We start from the raw sequence: 13456 nt of genomic DNA, 5'->3' as shown, positions 1-13456 counted from the left end.
ATCCGAAATATTTTGGCAATTAGGCTTTATCATTACGGCCTCATTATAGAGTTGTCGGGGAAATCGCGCCGGGAGCGCCGCAATCCGCACCAGCATCCACGGTTGTACCCGCACACACCACATGGCATTCATAAAAAAATTACTCGTTACCGGCGTCGTGGTCACGCTGGCAGCCGCAGGCGGATTTTCCTGGTGGACCAAGCACTCGCTCACGACCAGCGGTGAACCGATCGAATTCACGATCAATCCCGGCAGCGGCGTCGCAGCGAGCGCGCAGCAGATGGTGGCGGCCGGCGTGCCGATCAACCCGACCATGTTCGTGCTGCTGGCGCGCCTGACGGGCGACGCCGCGCGCATCAAGGCCGGCAGCTATGAATTGAAACCGAACACCAGTCCGCGCCGCCTGCTGACCCAGCTGGTGCGCGGCGAGTTCGCACAAGAAGCGATCACCATCATCGAGGGCTGGACCTTCCGCCAGATGCGCCAGGCGATCGGTTCGCACAACCGACTCAAGCACGACACGGTCAAGCTGTCCGACCAGGAATTGATGGGCAAGATCTCGAACGAGTTCAAGGAGCCGGAAGGCTTGTTCTTCCCGGACACCTATCTGTTCGCCAAGGGCTCGTCGGAAATCGAGATCTATCGTCGCGCGCACCAGGCGATGCTGGACCACCTGAATGCGGCCTGGGAAAAGCGCAACAAGGAGCTGCCGTACAAGACGCCGTACGAAGCCCTGATCATGGCCTCGATCGTCGAGAAGGAAACCGGCCAGAAGAGCGAGCGCAATATGATCGCCGGCGTGTTCGTCAATCGCCTGCGCACCGGCATGCTCCTGCAGACCGACCCGACCGTGATCTACGGCATGGGCGAGGCCTTTGCGGGCCAGATCCGCAAGAAGGACCTGCTGACCGATACCCCTTACAATACTTATACGCGCAGCGGGCTGCCGCCGACGCCGATCGCGCTTCCCGGTTTGCAGTCGCTGAACGCGGCGCTCGCGCCGGCCGAGACGCCGGCGCTGTATTTCGTCGCGCGCGGCGACGGCACCAGCCACTTCTCGAACAACCTGCTGGACCATAACCGGGCGGTCAACCGTTTCCAGCGTGGCATCATGAATCAGCCGCTTACCGAATCCCACTAACACAAGGGGACCTCGAAAAACCGTCGCGAGCGGCGGCAGTTTCGGTTGAGAAGCGCAGCTGTACTTGAGTACAGCGAGCATCGCAGACCGAAAATGCAACGCGCAGCAGGTTTTTCGAGGTCCCCAGAAGTAAGGCAGCACATGCAGGGCAAGTTCATTACATTCGAAGGCATCGATGGGGCCGGGAAATCGACCCACATCGGCTTCGTCACCGATTATCTGGCGTCGCGCGGCAAGCAGATCGTCTCGTCGCGCGAACCGGGCGGCACGCCGCTCGGCGAAAAGCTGCGCGATTTGCTGTTGCACGAAAAGATGCACCTGGAAACCGAGGCGCTGCTGATGTTCGCCAGCCGGCGCGAGCACATCGCGCAAGTCATCGCGCCCAATCTGGCCGCAGGCAAGTGGGTGCTGTCGGACCGCTTCACCGACGCCAGCTTCGCCTACCAGAGCGGCGGCCGCGGCCTGCCGCGCGCCAAGATGGAAGCGCTGGAAGCCTGGGTGCATCCCGAACTGCAGCCCGACCTGACCCTGCTGTTCGACGTGCCGCTCGAAGTGGCGCGCCAGCGCCTGGACGCGACGCGCACGCTGGATAAGTTCGAGCGCGAGCAGGCCGACTTCTTTGCGAAATGCCGCGCCGAATACCTGCGCCGCGCGGAGCAATTCCCCGAGCGTTTCGTCGTGGTCGACTCGACCAGGAGCATTGCCGATATCCAGGCCAGCCTGGCCCAAGTTCTGGAGAAATTGTTGTGACGATGTACCCGTGGCAAGGGGCCGCCTGGTCCCAGCTGCAGCAGATGCGCGCGCGCATGCCGCATGCGATCCTGTTCCATGGCCCGGCCGGCACTGGCAAGGCCGACTTCATCGAGACGTTTGCCCAGACCCTGCTGTGCGAGAGCCCGCGGCCCGACGGCCATGCCTGCGGGGCCTGCGCGTCCTGCGGCTGGTTCGTGCAGCACAATCACCCGGATTACCGCCGCGTGCGGCCGGAGGTATTCGAAGACGATCTGCCGGCCGACGGCGAGGACGGCGAAGCGGGCGCCAAGTCGAAATCGACCAAGGCGCCGTCGAAAGAGATCAAGATCGAGCAGATCCGCAACCTCTCGGATTTCATGAACATCTCGACCCACCGCCAGGGCCTGCGGGTGGTGGTGCTGTATCCGGCCGAGGCGCTGAACATGCCGGCGTCGAATGCGCTGCTCAAGACCCTGGAAGAGCCGCCGCCTGGCACCGTGTTCCTGCTGTCGTCCAACAGCCTCGACCGCCTGCTGCCGACGATCCTGTCGCGCTGCCGCAAGTTCGCGCTGCCGATGCCGTCGCACGACGAAGCACTGGCCTGGCTCAAGGAGCAGGGCGTGCCGGACGCCGACAGCTGGCTGCGCGAGCAGGGCGGCGCGCCGCTGGCGGCCCTGGCCGAATCGAGCAACGGCAGCCGCGACGACATGGAGGCGCTGCTGCAATTCCTGGCGCGGCCGGCGCCGGATTCCGCGCTGCGCGCCGCCGAGAAGCTGGCCAAGGCCGAGTTGCCGGCCCTGGTGTCCTGGACCCAACGCTGGCTGTACGATGTGTTTTCGTACAAATTGTCGGGCAATATCCGCTACTACCCGCGCTACCAGAAGGAGCTGGCGGCACTGGCCGGTCGCGTCAATGCGCCGGGCCTGCTGCGCGTCATCAAGGCCGTGAACGAGCGGCGGGCTGTGGCGGATCATCCTTTGTCGGCAAAATTGTTTGTCGAAGATATGCTGCTTGAGTACACTGCGTGCTGCACATGAAAGGACCACGATGAGCGTCACCCAGCCAGAGACGAATGCAGCCCAGGCCCCGCGGCCTTCGGTGCTGTCGCTGGCGATCAAGGAAAAGGCGGCGCTGTACGCGGCCTACATGCCGTTCCTGAAAAACGGCGGCATGTTCGTGCCCACCAACAAACCTTATAAAATCGGCGACGAGATCTACCTGATCCTGGCGCTGATGGACGACCCGAACAAATACCCGATCGCCGGGACCGTGGCCTGGATCACGCCGAGCGGGGCCAATAATAACAAGGCGCAGGGCATCGGCGTGCATTTCCCGGCCGACGAGGCCGGACAGCGCGCCAAGGCCCGCATCGAAGAAATCCTCGGCGCGGCGCTGCGGTCGTCGCGCGCAACCCATACCCTGTAACCACCACCTTTCGTTTCATGCCATCCTACGTTCATCGCCTGGCTCGACGCGACGACCTGCCGGTCATCGTCGACATCTACAATTCCACCATCGCCTCGCGCGAAGTCACCGCCGACACCGCACCTATTACGGTCGAATCGCGCGAAGCGTGGTTCAACGACCATACGCCGGACCGTCGTCCGCTGTGGGTGATTCACGATGCCGAGGACAAGCGCGAGCATCCCGAAGTGCTGGGCTGGCTGTCGTATTCGAACTTCTATGGCCGTCCGGCGTATTCGGGCACGGCCGAGGTCTCGATCTATATCGCCGAAAGCGCGCGCGGCAAGGGACTTGGCCGCTACTGCCTGGAGCTGGCGATGGCGTTCGCGCCCGAGGTCAAGGTGCATACCTTGCTGGGCTTCATCTTCGGGCATAACCAGCCAAGCCTGGCACTGTTCCGCAAATACGGCTTCGAAACCTGGGCCAATTTCCCACGTGTAGCCAATCTCGACGGGATCGAGCGCGACCTGATCATCCTGGGCAAGCGCGTCGTAGACTGATGTAAAAAGAGCGGGATGCATACCGCTCTTTTTTTCGGGCCGTTACGACGCCGTGTCGGCGCAGCCTGGTGCTGCTTCAGCGATCACTTTTTCGGCTTGTAGTACACATGACCCGATAACTTGATCGTACCGGCCCCGTTGGACAAGTCTTCGGTGCCGCTCAAATAGCCGCCGCCGGTTGCGCGAGCATAGGTGCCGGAGCCGCCGGTGATGGTGAAGGTGCCGCCGTTCATGACGTAGGCAGTGCCTGCGCCGGTGGGAACGAACTGGCCACCGTAGTTGGCGAAAATCTGGTCGCCGTTCGGATACAGCAGGATGAACTTGCCATTGCTGAAGGTGAATGTGGTGCCGGACTGGGCGAAGCAGTCTCCGCCGACGAACGCGACTGGCGTGCCTTCGGCCGTCTGACCGTGGCCGGCAAGCTTGCCGCCGAGGGTGGACGCACATTGCGGCGCAGGACCAACTTTTTCATTGAATACGCCATTGATTTCAAGCGCTTTGCCAACGGTCGGACCGGCCGAGGCCGAGAAAGACGCGGCCATCAGGACCAGGCTGGACAGGAGGCGAAGTGAGACGGTCTTCATTACAATATTTCCTTGGCTGTTAAAAAAATGATATTGCACATACTAAGGTAAGCGACGAATTTTGTTGCGCGCACGATTCAATTTTTCACGTTGTTGCAAGTTATCCACGCTTCCCGCTTCGACAACCGCATTCCCCGCCCTTGTCAGGAGCAACGAGTGATGCTCCTGTCCGGTGAGTGGCCCGCATGGCGCTCCCCGACGCCTGCCTTTACAATGGCAGGATGTACATCGATTCCCATTGCCACATCAATTTCCCGGAACTGGCAGCCCGCATGCCTGAAGTCCTGGCCAAGATGGCCGAGAACAAGGTGACGCACGCCCTGTGCGTGTCGGTCGACCTGCCTGACTTCCCGCACGTGCTCGCCCTGGCCGAGCAACACCCCCACATCTTCGCCTCGGTCGGCGTCCATCCCGACTACGAGGACACGCCGGAGCCGACCGTCCAGCAGCTGGTCGAGCTGGCCAACCACCCCAAGATCGTCGCCATCGGCGAAACCGGCCTGGATTACTACCGGCTCGAGGGCGACCTGGAATGGCAGCGCGAACGCTTTCGCGTGCATATCCGCGCTTCGCGCGAGACGCGCAAGCCGCTGATCATCCATACCCGCGCCGCCAGCGAAGATACGATCCGCCTGATGAAGGAAGAGGGCGCCGGTACGGATGCGGGAGGCGTTGCGGGCGTGATGCACTGCTTCACCGAATCGCTGGCGGTGGCCGAAGCCGCGATGGCCCAGGGCTTCTACATCTCGTTCTCGGGCATCGTCACCTTCAAAAGCGCCAAGGAACTGCAGGCGGTGGCGCAAGCCGTGCCGCTCGAGCGCATGCTGATCGAGACCGACTCGCCGTATCTCGCGCCGGTGCCGTTCCGCGGCAGGATGAACGAGCCGGGCTATGTGGCCCACGTGGCCGAGTACATCGCCACGCTCAAGGGCGTCTCGCTGCGCGAGGTGGCCGACCGCACCAGCGAGAATTTCTTCAATCTGTTCCAGACCGCCAGGAGCTGACCCGTGCCGATCCGCCGCCTGCTTGCCACCAGTGTCCTGTTTGCCGCGATCGCCGGCGCCCACGCCGTGGAACCGCCCACGCCGCAGCAGGTGAGTTCCTTCTTTCGCGCCGTGCAGATGGATGACGCCGGCACGGTGCGCAAGATGGTCGGCGCGGTCGTCAATGCCAACGAACTCAATCCCCTGGGCGGCGAGCCGGCCCTGGTGCTGGCGATCCGCGAAGGCGCGCGCGAGGTGATCCTTGAACTGCTGCGCCATCCGGGCACCGACCTCGAGCGTAAGGCGGTCAATGGCAACACGGCGCTGATGATGGCCGCCTTCAAGCGCGATGAAGAGGTCGTCCGCGCGCTGCTGAAAAAAGGCGCCAAGGTCAACCAGCCGGGCTGGACCGCGCTGCACTACGCCGCCGCCAGCGGCGACGACAAGATCGCCCAATTGCTCATCGAGCATGGCGCCAAGCTCGACGCCGTGTCGCCGCGTCCCAGCGGCGCCTTCACGCCGCTGATGCTGGCGGCGCGCGAAGGGAAGGACGCGACGGCGCGCCTGCTGGTCGCCCGCGGCGCCAATACCGCGCTGAAGAACACGGAAGGGCATACCGCGGCCCAGATCGCGAGGCAGGCGGGCCGCGACGAACTGGCCAGGGAGCTCACTGCTCCAGCCCGCTGATCCTGTCCGCGTGACAATTCGCTCGTGAATTGGACGGTAAAACGCGCTTAGCTCGACCAATTGCGCATGGGCAATGGTATCCATAATGTGTCTACGGTTTAACGACCACCGACCAACAAGGATACCCATGCTCAACGAACGCGAAATCGAAAGCTGCTACCTGGGGCAGTTCATTCCAGTCCACTACCATCACAATATGCTGATGGACCAGAACCGGATGCACAGCTTCAAGAATGCCATCCATTATTCCGTGTTCCCCGGCGCGAAAGTGCTGGAGCTGGGTGGCGGCACCGGTGTGCTGTCTTTCTTCGCGGCCCAGAGCGCCTCGAAAGTGTATTGCGTCGAGTTCAACCCGGACATGGTGCAGGAAGCGCGCCGCTTCCTGGCGATGAACCCGAACGGCCACAAGGTTGAAGTGATCCATGCCGACGCCTTCGACTACCTGCCGCCGGAGCCGGTCGACGTCGTGATCTGCGAGATGATCCACGTCGGCATGCTGCGCGAAAAGCAGGTCGAAGTAATCGAATCGTTCAAGCGCCGCTACCTGGCCAAGTTCGGCGGCCCGCTGCCGCTGTTCATGCCCGAAGCCGTGATCATGGCGGCCCAGCCGATCCAGCAGGCGTATGACTTCGACGGCTTCTACGCCCCGATCGTGCAGTTCCAGGAAACCGGCGTGGTCCAGCCAGGCACGGTCGAGCTGGCCCAACCCGCCGTGTACAGCATCCTCGATTTCAGCCAGCCGGTCGACAGCCTGATCGCCTGGGAAGGCTCGCTGCTGGTGGAGCAGGGCGGCACGCTGAACGCGATGCGTTTCGTAACCAAGAACGTGCTGGCCATCGTCCAGGAACAGGCGACCACCATCGACTGGCTCAACCATTACATGACCCTGCCGCTGTACCGTCCGGTCGAGGTCAAGGCCGGCGACCTGCTGCGCATCTCCTTCGCCTACCGCGCCGGCGGCTCGATCCCGTCGCTGCAAGCGTCGATCAAGGTCGAGGTCGTGGCCGAGCAGGCGGAAACCGGGGCGCACGCGCCGGCGGTCGAGGAAGCGGCCACCTTCGCCTGATGCGGCAACCATGGGCGGACCGGTCGGTCCGCTCATCCTTTCCGGCGACCGTTCGGGCCGCCGTTTCCCCCGTTTATCGCACGCCGCTGTCCCCATTACCTCTTTCGGCATACATTCACCATGCTGCTTCTTCATGGAGAAAGACAATGCTGAGTTTCCTGGTATGGTTGGTGCTGCTGTTCCTGTGCTGGCCAATCGCGCTGCTTGCCCTGGTGCTGTATCCTGTGGTGTGGCTGCTGTTGCTGCCGTTCCGTCTGCTCGGCATCGGCGTCGACGCCGTGTTCGGCCTGCTGCGCGCGATCGTCATGCTGCCCGCGCGGGTGCTTGGACATAATCCGGCGCGCTGACGCGCCTGCTCGGGTATTCGGCAGAGTGTTCGGCAGATAACAGACTATGGCCACTTGATCTTCTACTGTGGAGCTGCGTGCTTTCATCCGGAAAGCGCGCATTGAATAGAGGAAAATGACTATGCGCCTGGATATTTACCGCAGAGCCGAACACGACGGCAAGTTCTCGTACCTGGCCGTGCCCGAAGCGAAGAACATTCCCGAAGAAGCCACCAATACCGACTGGGAGATCGAAGCCCGCGCTTTCGAGGTCGACGACAATGCCGACCAGATCGCGGATTTCGACATCGATAACCTCAACGGCCAGATCGCCGAAAAAGGTTATGCGATGACGTCGGTACTGCACTGACATTTTCCTGGCGGGTATTGCCACCGCCAGCGCCGGCAGGCGGGCCATGCGGCCCGTGCGCCGGCGCCACCCTCCCTCTCCAGCGAGTCGGCGGGGCCGCCACGGCCCAGCAGCCGATGTGGTATCCTGCGTCCTTGATCAAGAAGGTCAGCCACTCCCATGGCTGCGATGGAGGATGTGATGAAGTGGGTCGTTGTGGGTTTCTATATTCTGTCTATCCTGCACATCCATTTCCGCGGGCGCGTGCGCCTGCCGTTCCGTCGCCAGATCTTCGACCACTCGTCGTTCATGGCGCCGATCAATATTTTCATGCACAAGTTCTCGAAGGTGCCGAACACGCCTTTCATCCCGGTGAGCGAGTTCCCCGAACTGGCCCGCCTGCAAGAGAACTGGCCGATCATCCGCGCCGAAGCCGAGAACCTGCTGGCGCTCAAGAAGATCAAGGCGGCCGAGCAGAACGACGACGCCGGCTTCAATTCCTTCTTCAAGAACGGCTGGAAGCGCTTCTACCTCAAGTGGTATGACGCCAGCCACCCGTCGGCCGAGCGCCTGTGCCCGCAGACCTACGCGCTGCTGCAATCGATCCCTTCGGTCAAGGCGGCGATGTTCGCCGAGCTGCCGCCGGGCGGCAAGCTCAACCCGCACCGCGACCCGTTCGCCGGCTCGATGCGCTACCACCTGGGCCTGGCCACGCCGAACGATGACCGCTGCTTCATCGACGTCGACGGCGAGCGCCACAGCTGGCGCGACGGCCAGGGCGTCGTGTTCGACGAAACCTTCATCCACTGGGCGATCAACGGCAGCGAGAGCGACCGCGTGATCCTGTTCTGCGACGTCGAGCGCCCGATGCGCTACCGCTGGATGCAGGCTTTCAACCGCTGGTTCGGCCGCACCGTGATGACTGCCGCCGCCTCGCCGAATGAAACCGGCGACCAGGTCGGCCTGGTGAGCAAGCTGTTCCGCATTTCCTTCTATGCCGGGCAGTACCGCCGCCGCTTCAAGGCCTGGAACAAGACCGCCTACAACATCACCCGCGTGCTGCTCGTCGTCGCGCTGGCCGCCTTCATCTACTGGATCTGATCCTTCTTAAGCCCTAGTGCGCGAGAGGCGCTCGCGCCTGCACAATCCATGTGGTCCCGAAAACGGGCATTCGGCCATTGTCGCTACAATGGCCGTCCCGAATCCCACACATGGAGGCAGTCGATGGCAAAAGTACTGGTACTGTATTACTCGACGTATGGCCACATCGAGACGATGGCGAACGCCGTCGCCGAGGGCGCGCGCAGCACGGGCGCGACCGTCGACGTCAAGCGGGTTCCCGAGACCGTCCCCGAAGACGTCGCCAAGGGCGCCCACTTCAAGCTCGAGCAGGCCGCGCCGGTCGCCACCGTCGCCGACCTGGAGCACTACGACGCCATCATCGTCGGCGCGCCGACCCGCTACGGCCGCATGCCGGGCCAGATGGCGGCCTTCCTCGATCAGACCGGCAGCCTGTGGGCGCGTGGCGCCCTGAACGGCAAGGTGGGCGGCGCCTTCACCTCCACCGCGACCCAGCACGGCGGCCAGGAAGCCACGCTGTTCTCGATCATCACCAACCTGCTGCACTTCGGCATGACCATCGTCGGCCTGCCGTACAGCTACCAGGAGCAGATGACGCTGGACGAGATCGTTGGCGGCAGCCCTTATGGCGCCACCACCATCGCCGGTGGCCAGGGCCAGCGCCAGCCGAGCGAGAAGGACCTGGGCGGCGCCCGCCACCAGGGCGAACTCATCGCCAAGACCGCCAACAAGCTGTTCGGCTGATCGATGCGATGCCGCCCGCTGCAGCCAAGTGCGCAGCGGGCGCATTGAATCTTTGGTATCGTAGAACTCTGCCGCCACGGCGGTGCTCGATGAGGCGCCAACGACATGACCAAGCTTTCCGCTTTTCCCATCACCCAGAAATGGCCGGCCGCCCATCCCGAGCGGTTGCAGCTGTATTCGATGCCGACCCCGAACGGCGTCAAGATCCCGATCATGCTCGAAGAGATCGGCCTGCCGTACGAGGCGCACAAGGTCGACTTCGCCAAGGACGAGCAGAACTCGCCAGCCTTCCTGTCGCTGAACCCGAACAACAAGATTCCCGCCATCCTCGATCCGGACGGCCCGGAGGGGCAGCCGCTGGCGCTGTTCGAATCGGGCGCGATCCTGCTCTACCTGGCCGAGAAGAGCGGCAAGCTGATTCCGCACGATGCGGCGGGTCGCTACCGCGTCATCCAGTGGGTGATGTTCCAGATCGGCGGTGTCGGGCCGATGTTCGGGCAGCTCGGCTTCTTCGTCAAGTTCGCCGGCAAGGATTATGAGGACAAGCGCCCGCGCGACCGCTACGTGGCCGAATCGCGCCGCCTGCTCGGCGTGATCGACGCCCAGCTGGCGCAGCATACCTGGATCGCGGGCAACGACTTCACCATTGCCGACATCGCGGTATTCCCCTGGATTAATGGTTTGCTGAACTTCTACGAGGCGGAAGACCTGATCGGCGCCGAAGACTTCGGCAATGTGAGGGACGCGCTGGAGCGTTTCCTGGCGCGCCCCTCGGTCAGGAAGGGACTCAAGATCCCGTCCTGACTCGGCTTCGGATCAGTAGGGGCTGGACGTCGGCCGCACGATCATTTCGCTGACGTCGACGTCCGCCGGCTGCTCGATGGCGAAGGCGATGGCGCGCGCGATCGCTTCCGGCTTGATGGCGCCCTTGCGGAATTCGCGCATCGTGTCGCGCGCCAGCGGGTCCGAGATCGAATCGGCCAGTTCCGACTCCACCACGCCGGGCGAGACCAGCGTTACGCGGATGTCGCCGCCGACTTCCTGGCGCAGGCCCTCGGTAATGGCGGCCACCGCGAACTTGGTGGCGCAGTAGACGGCCGCCGTCGGGCTGACGGTGTAGGCGCCGATCGAGGCGATGTTGATGAACTGGCCGCTGCGGCGCGCCTGCATTCCCGGCAGCACGGTGGCGATCCCGTGCAGCACGCCGCGGATGTTCACGTCGATCATGCGGTTCCATTCGTCGATCTTGAGCGCATCGAGCTTCGACAGCGGCATCACGCCCGCATTGTTGATCAACACGTCGACCTGGCCATGGCGCTCGAGGGCGAAGTCGACGAATTCGCGCATGCTTTCCAGGCTCGTCACGTCGAGCTGGGCGACGTCGGCCTTGCCGCCGGCTTCGCGGATGTCGGCCGCCAGCGCCACCAGGCGTTCGGTGCGGCGCGCACCCAGCACCACGCGGTGGCCGAGCGCGGCGAGATGGCGGGCGGTGGCTTCGCCGATGCCGCTGCTGGCGCCGGTGATCAGGACGACTTTGGACAGTTGGTCTTTCATGGTGGGCTCCGTTGTGTGGACAGTGGAGCCAGTATGGACGCGCACGCCCGCGCCGCCCATGCCGAAAAGTCGCCGCGGATTGCACGATCCTCCGGAAGTGAAAATGGTGTAACGGGGCAATACCATCAAGCGATGAGCAGCCCGGCCGTCGTTCCCGCGAAGGCGGGAACCACATTTCTGTCAGCGCTGCGACGACGTTGCAGCACTTGGGTTCCCGCCTTCGCGGGAACGACGTTTCTACGCTTTCGGCGCCTGCTCGCGCGGACGCTGGCGATGGAAGGTCAGCGGGGTGTAGGCCACGTTCGACGGCGGCGGCGATTTGAGGATGTTCGTCTTCATGGCGCCCACCACGTGCATCTCGCACGGCTTGCAATCGAAGCGCAGCGTGTACTTCTCGTCGCCGCTGACCAGGGTCATGGGCTCGGCCTTCACCTGGCCCTGCACGCCTTGCACGCCCTTGGCCTGCTTCGGGCACAGGTTGAACGAGAAGCGCAGGCAGTGCTTGGTGATCATCAAGGAAACCTCGCCGGCTTCCTCGTGCGCTTCATACGCCGCGTCGATCAGCTGCACGCCGTGCTTGTGGTAGAAGGCGCGCGCCTTGTCGTTGTAGACGTTGGCCAGGTAGCTGAGCTGGGTTTCCGGATAGACCGGCGGCGGTTCCGCCGGCGCCTTGCGCTGCGGGCGCTCCCAGGCCGCCAGGCGCGCCGCCTCGTGCGCGGCGATGGCGTCGCGGCGCAGGGCGTTGATGGCGGCGCTCGGCACGAACCACGGCTGGCTCAGCTGCAGCGCGACGTGGCCGGCCTCGAACATCGTGTTGCCGAGCTTGGCCAGGCTGGCGCGCAGCCCGGCTTCGGCCTGGGCCGCCTGCTGGGCCGGCTCCAGTGTGAGCATGGCCTCGGCACTGGAGGCGATGCCGTCCTCGTCGACGACGTCCAGGCGCAGGCCGCCCGGCACTTCGCTCAGGATCAGGTCGATCGCCACCTTGCGCTCGGACGACTTCTTACTGAGCGTGGCTTCCCACTGGTGGTCGCGGTTGCGGTGGATGACCGTGCCCACCTTCAGGCCGGCCAGGGTCGGCATCGGCTCGTTCGGGAACACGCGCCAGCGCTGGCCGTCCGGTTCCTCGCCGAGCTTTTCGGCGCGGTTGGCCTGGATGCCGCAGGTGGCGCGCTTGTTCATGTAGTTCAGGCCGTCGCCATTGGCCATCGGCGCATTGGTGACGATGTCGAAGCTGTCGCCGTTCAGGCGCGCCACGATGCCCAGTTCCACGCCAACATACTTGGGCGAATCGAAGGCGCCGATGTCCGGCAGGCGGCCCTGGGCGAAGTATTCGGTGTGGCCGCGGTGGAAGTTCTTGTCGACGTCGGGCGTGAACATCACGCGGGTGCGGCCGCTGGCGGCGCGCGCGAACTCCGGACGGCGCTCGAGCAGCTCGTCCAGCAGCAGGCGGTAGTGGGCGGTGATGTTCTTGACGTAGCCCATGTCCTTGTAGCGCCCCTCGATCTTGAACGAGCGGATGCCGGCATCGACCAGCGCTTCCAGGTTGCGGCTCTGGTCGTTGTCCTTCATCGACAGCAGGTGCTTGTCGTAGGCGACCACGCGGCCCTGGCCGTCGGAGAGGGTGTAGGGCAGGCGGCAGGCCTGCGAGCAGTCGCCGCGGTTGGCCGAGCGGCCGGTGTCGGCGTGCGAGATATAGCACTGGCCCGAATAGGCCACGCACAGCGCGCCGTGCACGAAGTATTCGAGCGGCGTGTCGGTGGCGGCGTGGATCTTGCGGATCTGCTCGACCGTCAGCTCGCGCGCCAGCACCAGCTGCGAAAAGCCGACGTCGCCCAGGAATTTCGCCTTCTCGGCGCCGCGGATGTCGCACTGGGTGCTGGCGTGCAGCTGGATCGGCGGCAGGTCGAGTTCGAGCAGGCCCAGGTCCTGGATGATCAGCGCATCCACGCCGGCCTCGTACAGCTGCCAGATCTGCTTGCGCGCCAGGTCGAGTTCGCTGTCGTGCATGATCGTGTTCATGGTCACGAAGATGCGCGCGCGGTAGCCGTGGGCGAACTTGACCAGCGCGGCGATGTCTTCCAGCGGATTGCTGGCGTTGTGGCGCGCCCCGAAGGCCGGTCCGCCGATGTACACGGCGTCGGCGCCGTGGAGAATTGCCTCGCGGCCGATCTCGGCGGTCTTGGCGGGCGAGAGCAATTCGAGCTCGTGGGCAAGCAGGGACATGGGTTTTCCTTTGGGGCGAAGGA

General features: G+C 64.0%; 16 protein-coding genes. 13 read left to right on the top strand and 3 right to left on the bottom strand.

Annotation, left to right across the window (positions count from 1 at the left end; genetic code table 11):
- Window positions 1–121 precede the first annotated feature (121 nt).
- The 5 genes from mltG (at window position 122) to ABIB42_RS13515 (ending at window position 3837) form a co-directional block, all read left to right on the top strand.
- Window positions 122–1141, top strand: coding sequence for an endolytic transglycosylase MltG (mltG, locus tag ABIB42_RS13535; protein WP_429248474.1), 1020 nt, complete (start codon window positions 122–124; stop codon window positions 1139–1141).
- A 141-nt stretch (window positions 1142–1282) separates the two neighbouring features.
- Window positions 1283–1891 (top strand): dTMP kinase, encoded by a 609-nt coding sequence (gene tmk, locus ABIB42_RS13530; RefSeq protein ID WP_208277471.1) that lies wholly within the window; start codon window positions 1283–1285, stop codon window positions 1889–1891.
- 2 nt (window positions 1892–1893) lie between these two features.
- Window positions 1894–2910 (top strand): DNA polymerase III subunit delta', encoded by a 1017-nt coding sequence (locus tag ABIB42_RS13525; RefSeq protein ID WP_429248514.1) that lies wholly within the window; start codon window positions 1894–1896, stop codon window positions 2908–2910.
- A 10-nt stretch (window positions 2911–2920) separates the two neighbouring features.
- Window positions 2921–3298, top strand: coding sequence for a PilZ domain-containing protein (locus ABIB42_RS13520; protein ID WP_071362970.1), 378 nt, complete (start codon window positions 2921–2923; stop codon window positions 3296–3298).
- A 17-nt stretch (window positions 3299–3315) separates the two neighbouring features.
- Complete coding sequence (locus ABIB42_RS13515) at window positions 3316–3837, top strand: N-acetyltransferase family protein (RefSeq protein WP_429248473.1); 522 nt, start codon at window positions 3316–3318, stop codon at window positions 3835–3837.
- Window positions 3838–3920: 83 nt separating this feature from the next.
- On the opposite strand, the gene ABIB42_RS13510 is transcribed toward ABIB42_RS13515, so the two are convergent.
- Window positions 3921–4421, bottom strand: coding sequence for a hypothetical protein (locus ABIB42_RS13510; protein WP_429248472.1), 501 nt, complete (start codon window positions 4419–4421; stop codon window positions 3921–3923).
- A 221-nt stretch (window positions 4422–4642) separates the two neighbouring features.
- Between ABIB42_RS13510 and ABIB42_RS13505 the strand changes: the two genes are divergently transcribed.
- From ABIB42_RS13505 to ABIB42_RS13470, 8 genes are all read left to right on the top strand, one after another.
- Entirely contained in the window at window positions 4643–5425 is a 783-nt protein-coding gene (locus ABIB42_RS13505; protein WP_429248471.1) for a TatD family hydrolase, read from the top strand.
- A gap of 3 nt (window positions 5426–5428) precedes the next feature.
- On the top strand, window positions 5429–6091 hold the full coding sequence (locus ABIB42_RS13500; RefSeq protein WP_429248470.1) for an ankyrin repeat domain-containing protein: 663 nt from the start codon (window positions 5429–5431) through the stop codon (window positions 6089–6091).
- 127 nt (window positions 6092–6218) lie between these two features.
- Window positions 6219–7157 (top strand): methyltransferase domain-containing protein, encoded by a 939-nt coding sequence (locus ABIB42_RS13495; protein ID WP_429248469.1) that lies wholly within the window; start codon window positions 6219–6221, stop codon window positions 7155–7157.
- Window positions 7158–7303: 146 nt separating this feature from the next.
- Window positions 7304–7504, top strand: a complete 201-nt coding sequence (locus ABIB42_RS13490) for a hypothetical protein (protein WP_005671072.1) — start codon at window positions 7304–7306, stop codon at window positions 7502–7504.
- A gap of 121 nt (window positions 7505–7625) precedes the next feature.
- Window positions 7626–7853, top strand: coding sequence for a DUF6139 family protein (locus tag ABIB42_RS13485; protein ID WP_005671071.1), 228 nt, complete (start codon window positions 7626–7628; stop codon window positions 7851–7853).
- A 180-nt stretch (window positions 7854–8033) separates the two neighbouring features.
- A complete protein-coding gene (gene lpxO, locus ABIB42_RS13480) occupies window positions 8034–8933 on the top strand; it encodes a lipid A hydroxylase LpxO (RefSeq protein ID WP_005671070.1) in 900 nt (299 codons plus the stop codon).
- A 123-nt stretch (window positions 8934–9056) separates the two neighbouring features.
- The gene (gene wrbA / locus ABIB42_RS13475) at window positions 9057–9656 is read left to right on the top strand and encodes an NAD(P)H:quinone oxidoreductase (protein ID WP_184236378.1); all 600 of its coding nucleotides are present in this window, start codon (window positions 9057–9059) and stop codon (window positions 9654–9656) included.
- Between the two features lie 105 nt (window positions 9657–9761).
- Window positions 9762–10460 (top strand): glutathione binding-like protein, encoded by a 699-nt coding sequence (locus tag ABIB42_RS13470; protein WP_005671068.1) that lies wholly within the window; start codon window positions 9762–9764, stop codon window positions 10458–10460.
- A 12-nt stretch (window positions 10461–10472) separates the two neighbouring features.
- Here the strand turns inward: ABIB42_RS13470 and ABIB42_RS13465 are convergent, their stop codons facing one another.
- Complete coding sequence (locus tag ABIB42_RS13465) at window positions 10473–11210, bottom strand: SDR family oxidoreductase (RefSeq protein WP_429248468.1); 738 nt, start codon at window positions 11208–11210, stop codon at window positions 10473–10475.
- Window positions 11211–11447: 237 nt separating this feature from the next.
- Window positions 11448–13433 (bottom strand): peptidase U32 family protein, encoded by a 1986-nt coding sequence (locus ABIB42_RS13460; RefSeq protein WP_429248467.1) that lies wholly within the window; start codon window positions 13431–13433, stop codon window positions 11448–11450.
- Between the last annotated feature and the right edge of the window lie 23 nt (window positions 13434–13456).

The organism is Massilia sp. UYP32 (genome assembly GCF_050434365.1).
In the GTDB taxonomy this organism is placed as follows: domain Bacteria; phylum Pseudomonadota; class Gammaproteobacteria; order Burkholderiales; family Burkholderiaceae_D; genus Telluria; species Telluria timonae.
This window is presented reverse-complemented; position numbering and strand designations above follow the sequence as displayed.

Coding starts and splice junctions, on each gene's coding strand:
- mltG (WP_429248474.1), top strand. CDS start 122: ATGGCATTCATAAAAAAATTACTCGTTACCGGCGTCGTGGTCACGCTG.
- tmk (WP_208277471.1), top strand. CDS start 1,283: ATGCAGGGCAAGTTCATTACATTCGAAGGCATCGATGGGGCCGGGAAA.
- ABIB42_RS13525 (WP_429248514.1), top strand. CDS start 1,894: ATGTACCCGTGGCAAGGGGCCGCCTGGTCCCAGCTGCAGCAGATGCGC.
- ABIB42_RS13520 (WP_071362970.1), top strand. CDS start 2,921: ATGAGCGTCACCCAGCCAGAGACGAATGCAGCCCAGGCCCCGCGGCCT.
- ABIB42_RS13515 (WP_429248473.1), top strand. CDS start 3,316: ATGCCATCCTACGTTCATCGCCTGGCTCGACGCGACGACCTGCCGGTC.
- ABIB42_RS13510 (WP_429248472.1), bottom strand. CDS start 4,421: ATGAAGACCGTCTCACTTCGCCTCCTGTCCAGCCTGGTCCTGATGGCC.
- ABIB42_RS13505 (WP_429248471.1), top strand. CDS start 4,643: ATGTACATCGATTCCCATTGCCACATCAATTTCCCGGAACTGGCAGCC.
- ABIB42_RS13495 (WP_429248469.1), top strand. CDS start 6,219: ATGCTCAACGAACGCGAAATCGAAAGCTGCTACCTGGGGCAGTTCATT.
- ABIB42_RS13490 (WP_005671072.1), top strand. CDS start 7,304: ATGCTGAGTTTCCTGGTATGGTTGGTGCTGCTGTTCCTGTGCTGGCCA.
- ABIB42_RS13485 (WP_005671071.1), top strand. CDS start 7,626: ATGCGCCTGGATATTTACCGCAGAGCCGAACACGACGGCAAGTTCTCG.
- lpxO (WP_005671070.1), top strand. CDS start 8,034: ATGAAGTGGGTCGTTGTGGGTTTCTATATTCTGTCTATCCTGCACATC.
- wrbA (WP_184236378.1), top strand. CDS start 9,057: ATGGCAAAAGTACTGGTACTGTATTACTCGACGTATGGCCACATCGAG.
- ABIB42_RS13470 (WP_005671068.1), top strand. CDS start 9,762: ATGACCAAGCTTTCCGCTTTTCCCATCACCCAGAAATGGCCGGCCGCC.
- ABIB42_RS13465 (WP_429248468.1), bottom strand. CDS start 11,210: ATGAAAGACCAACTGTCCAAAGTCGTCCTGATCACCGGCGCCAGCAGC.
- ABIB42_RS13460 (WP_429248467.1), bottom strand. CDS start 13,433: ATGTCCCTGCTTGCCCACGAGCTCGAATTGCTCTCGCCCGCCAAGACC.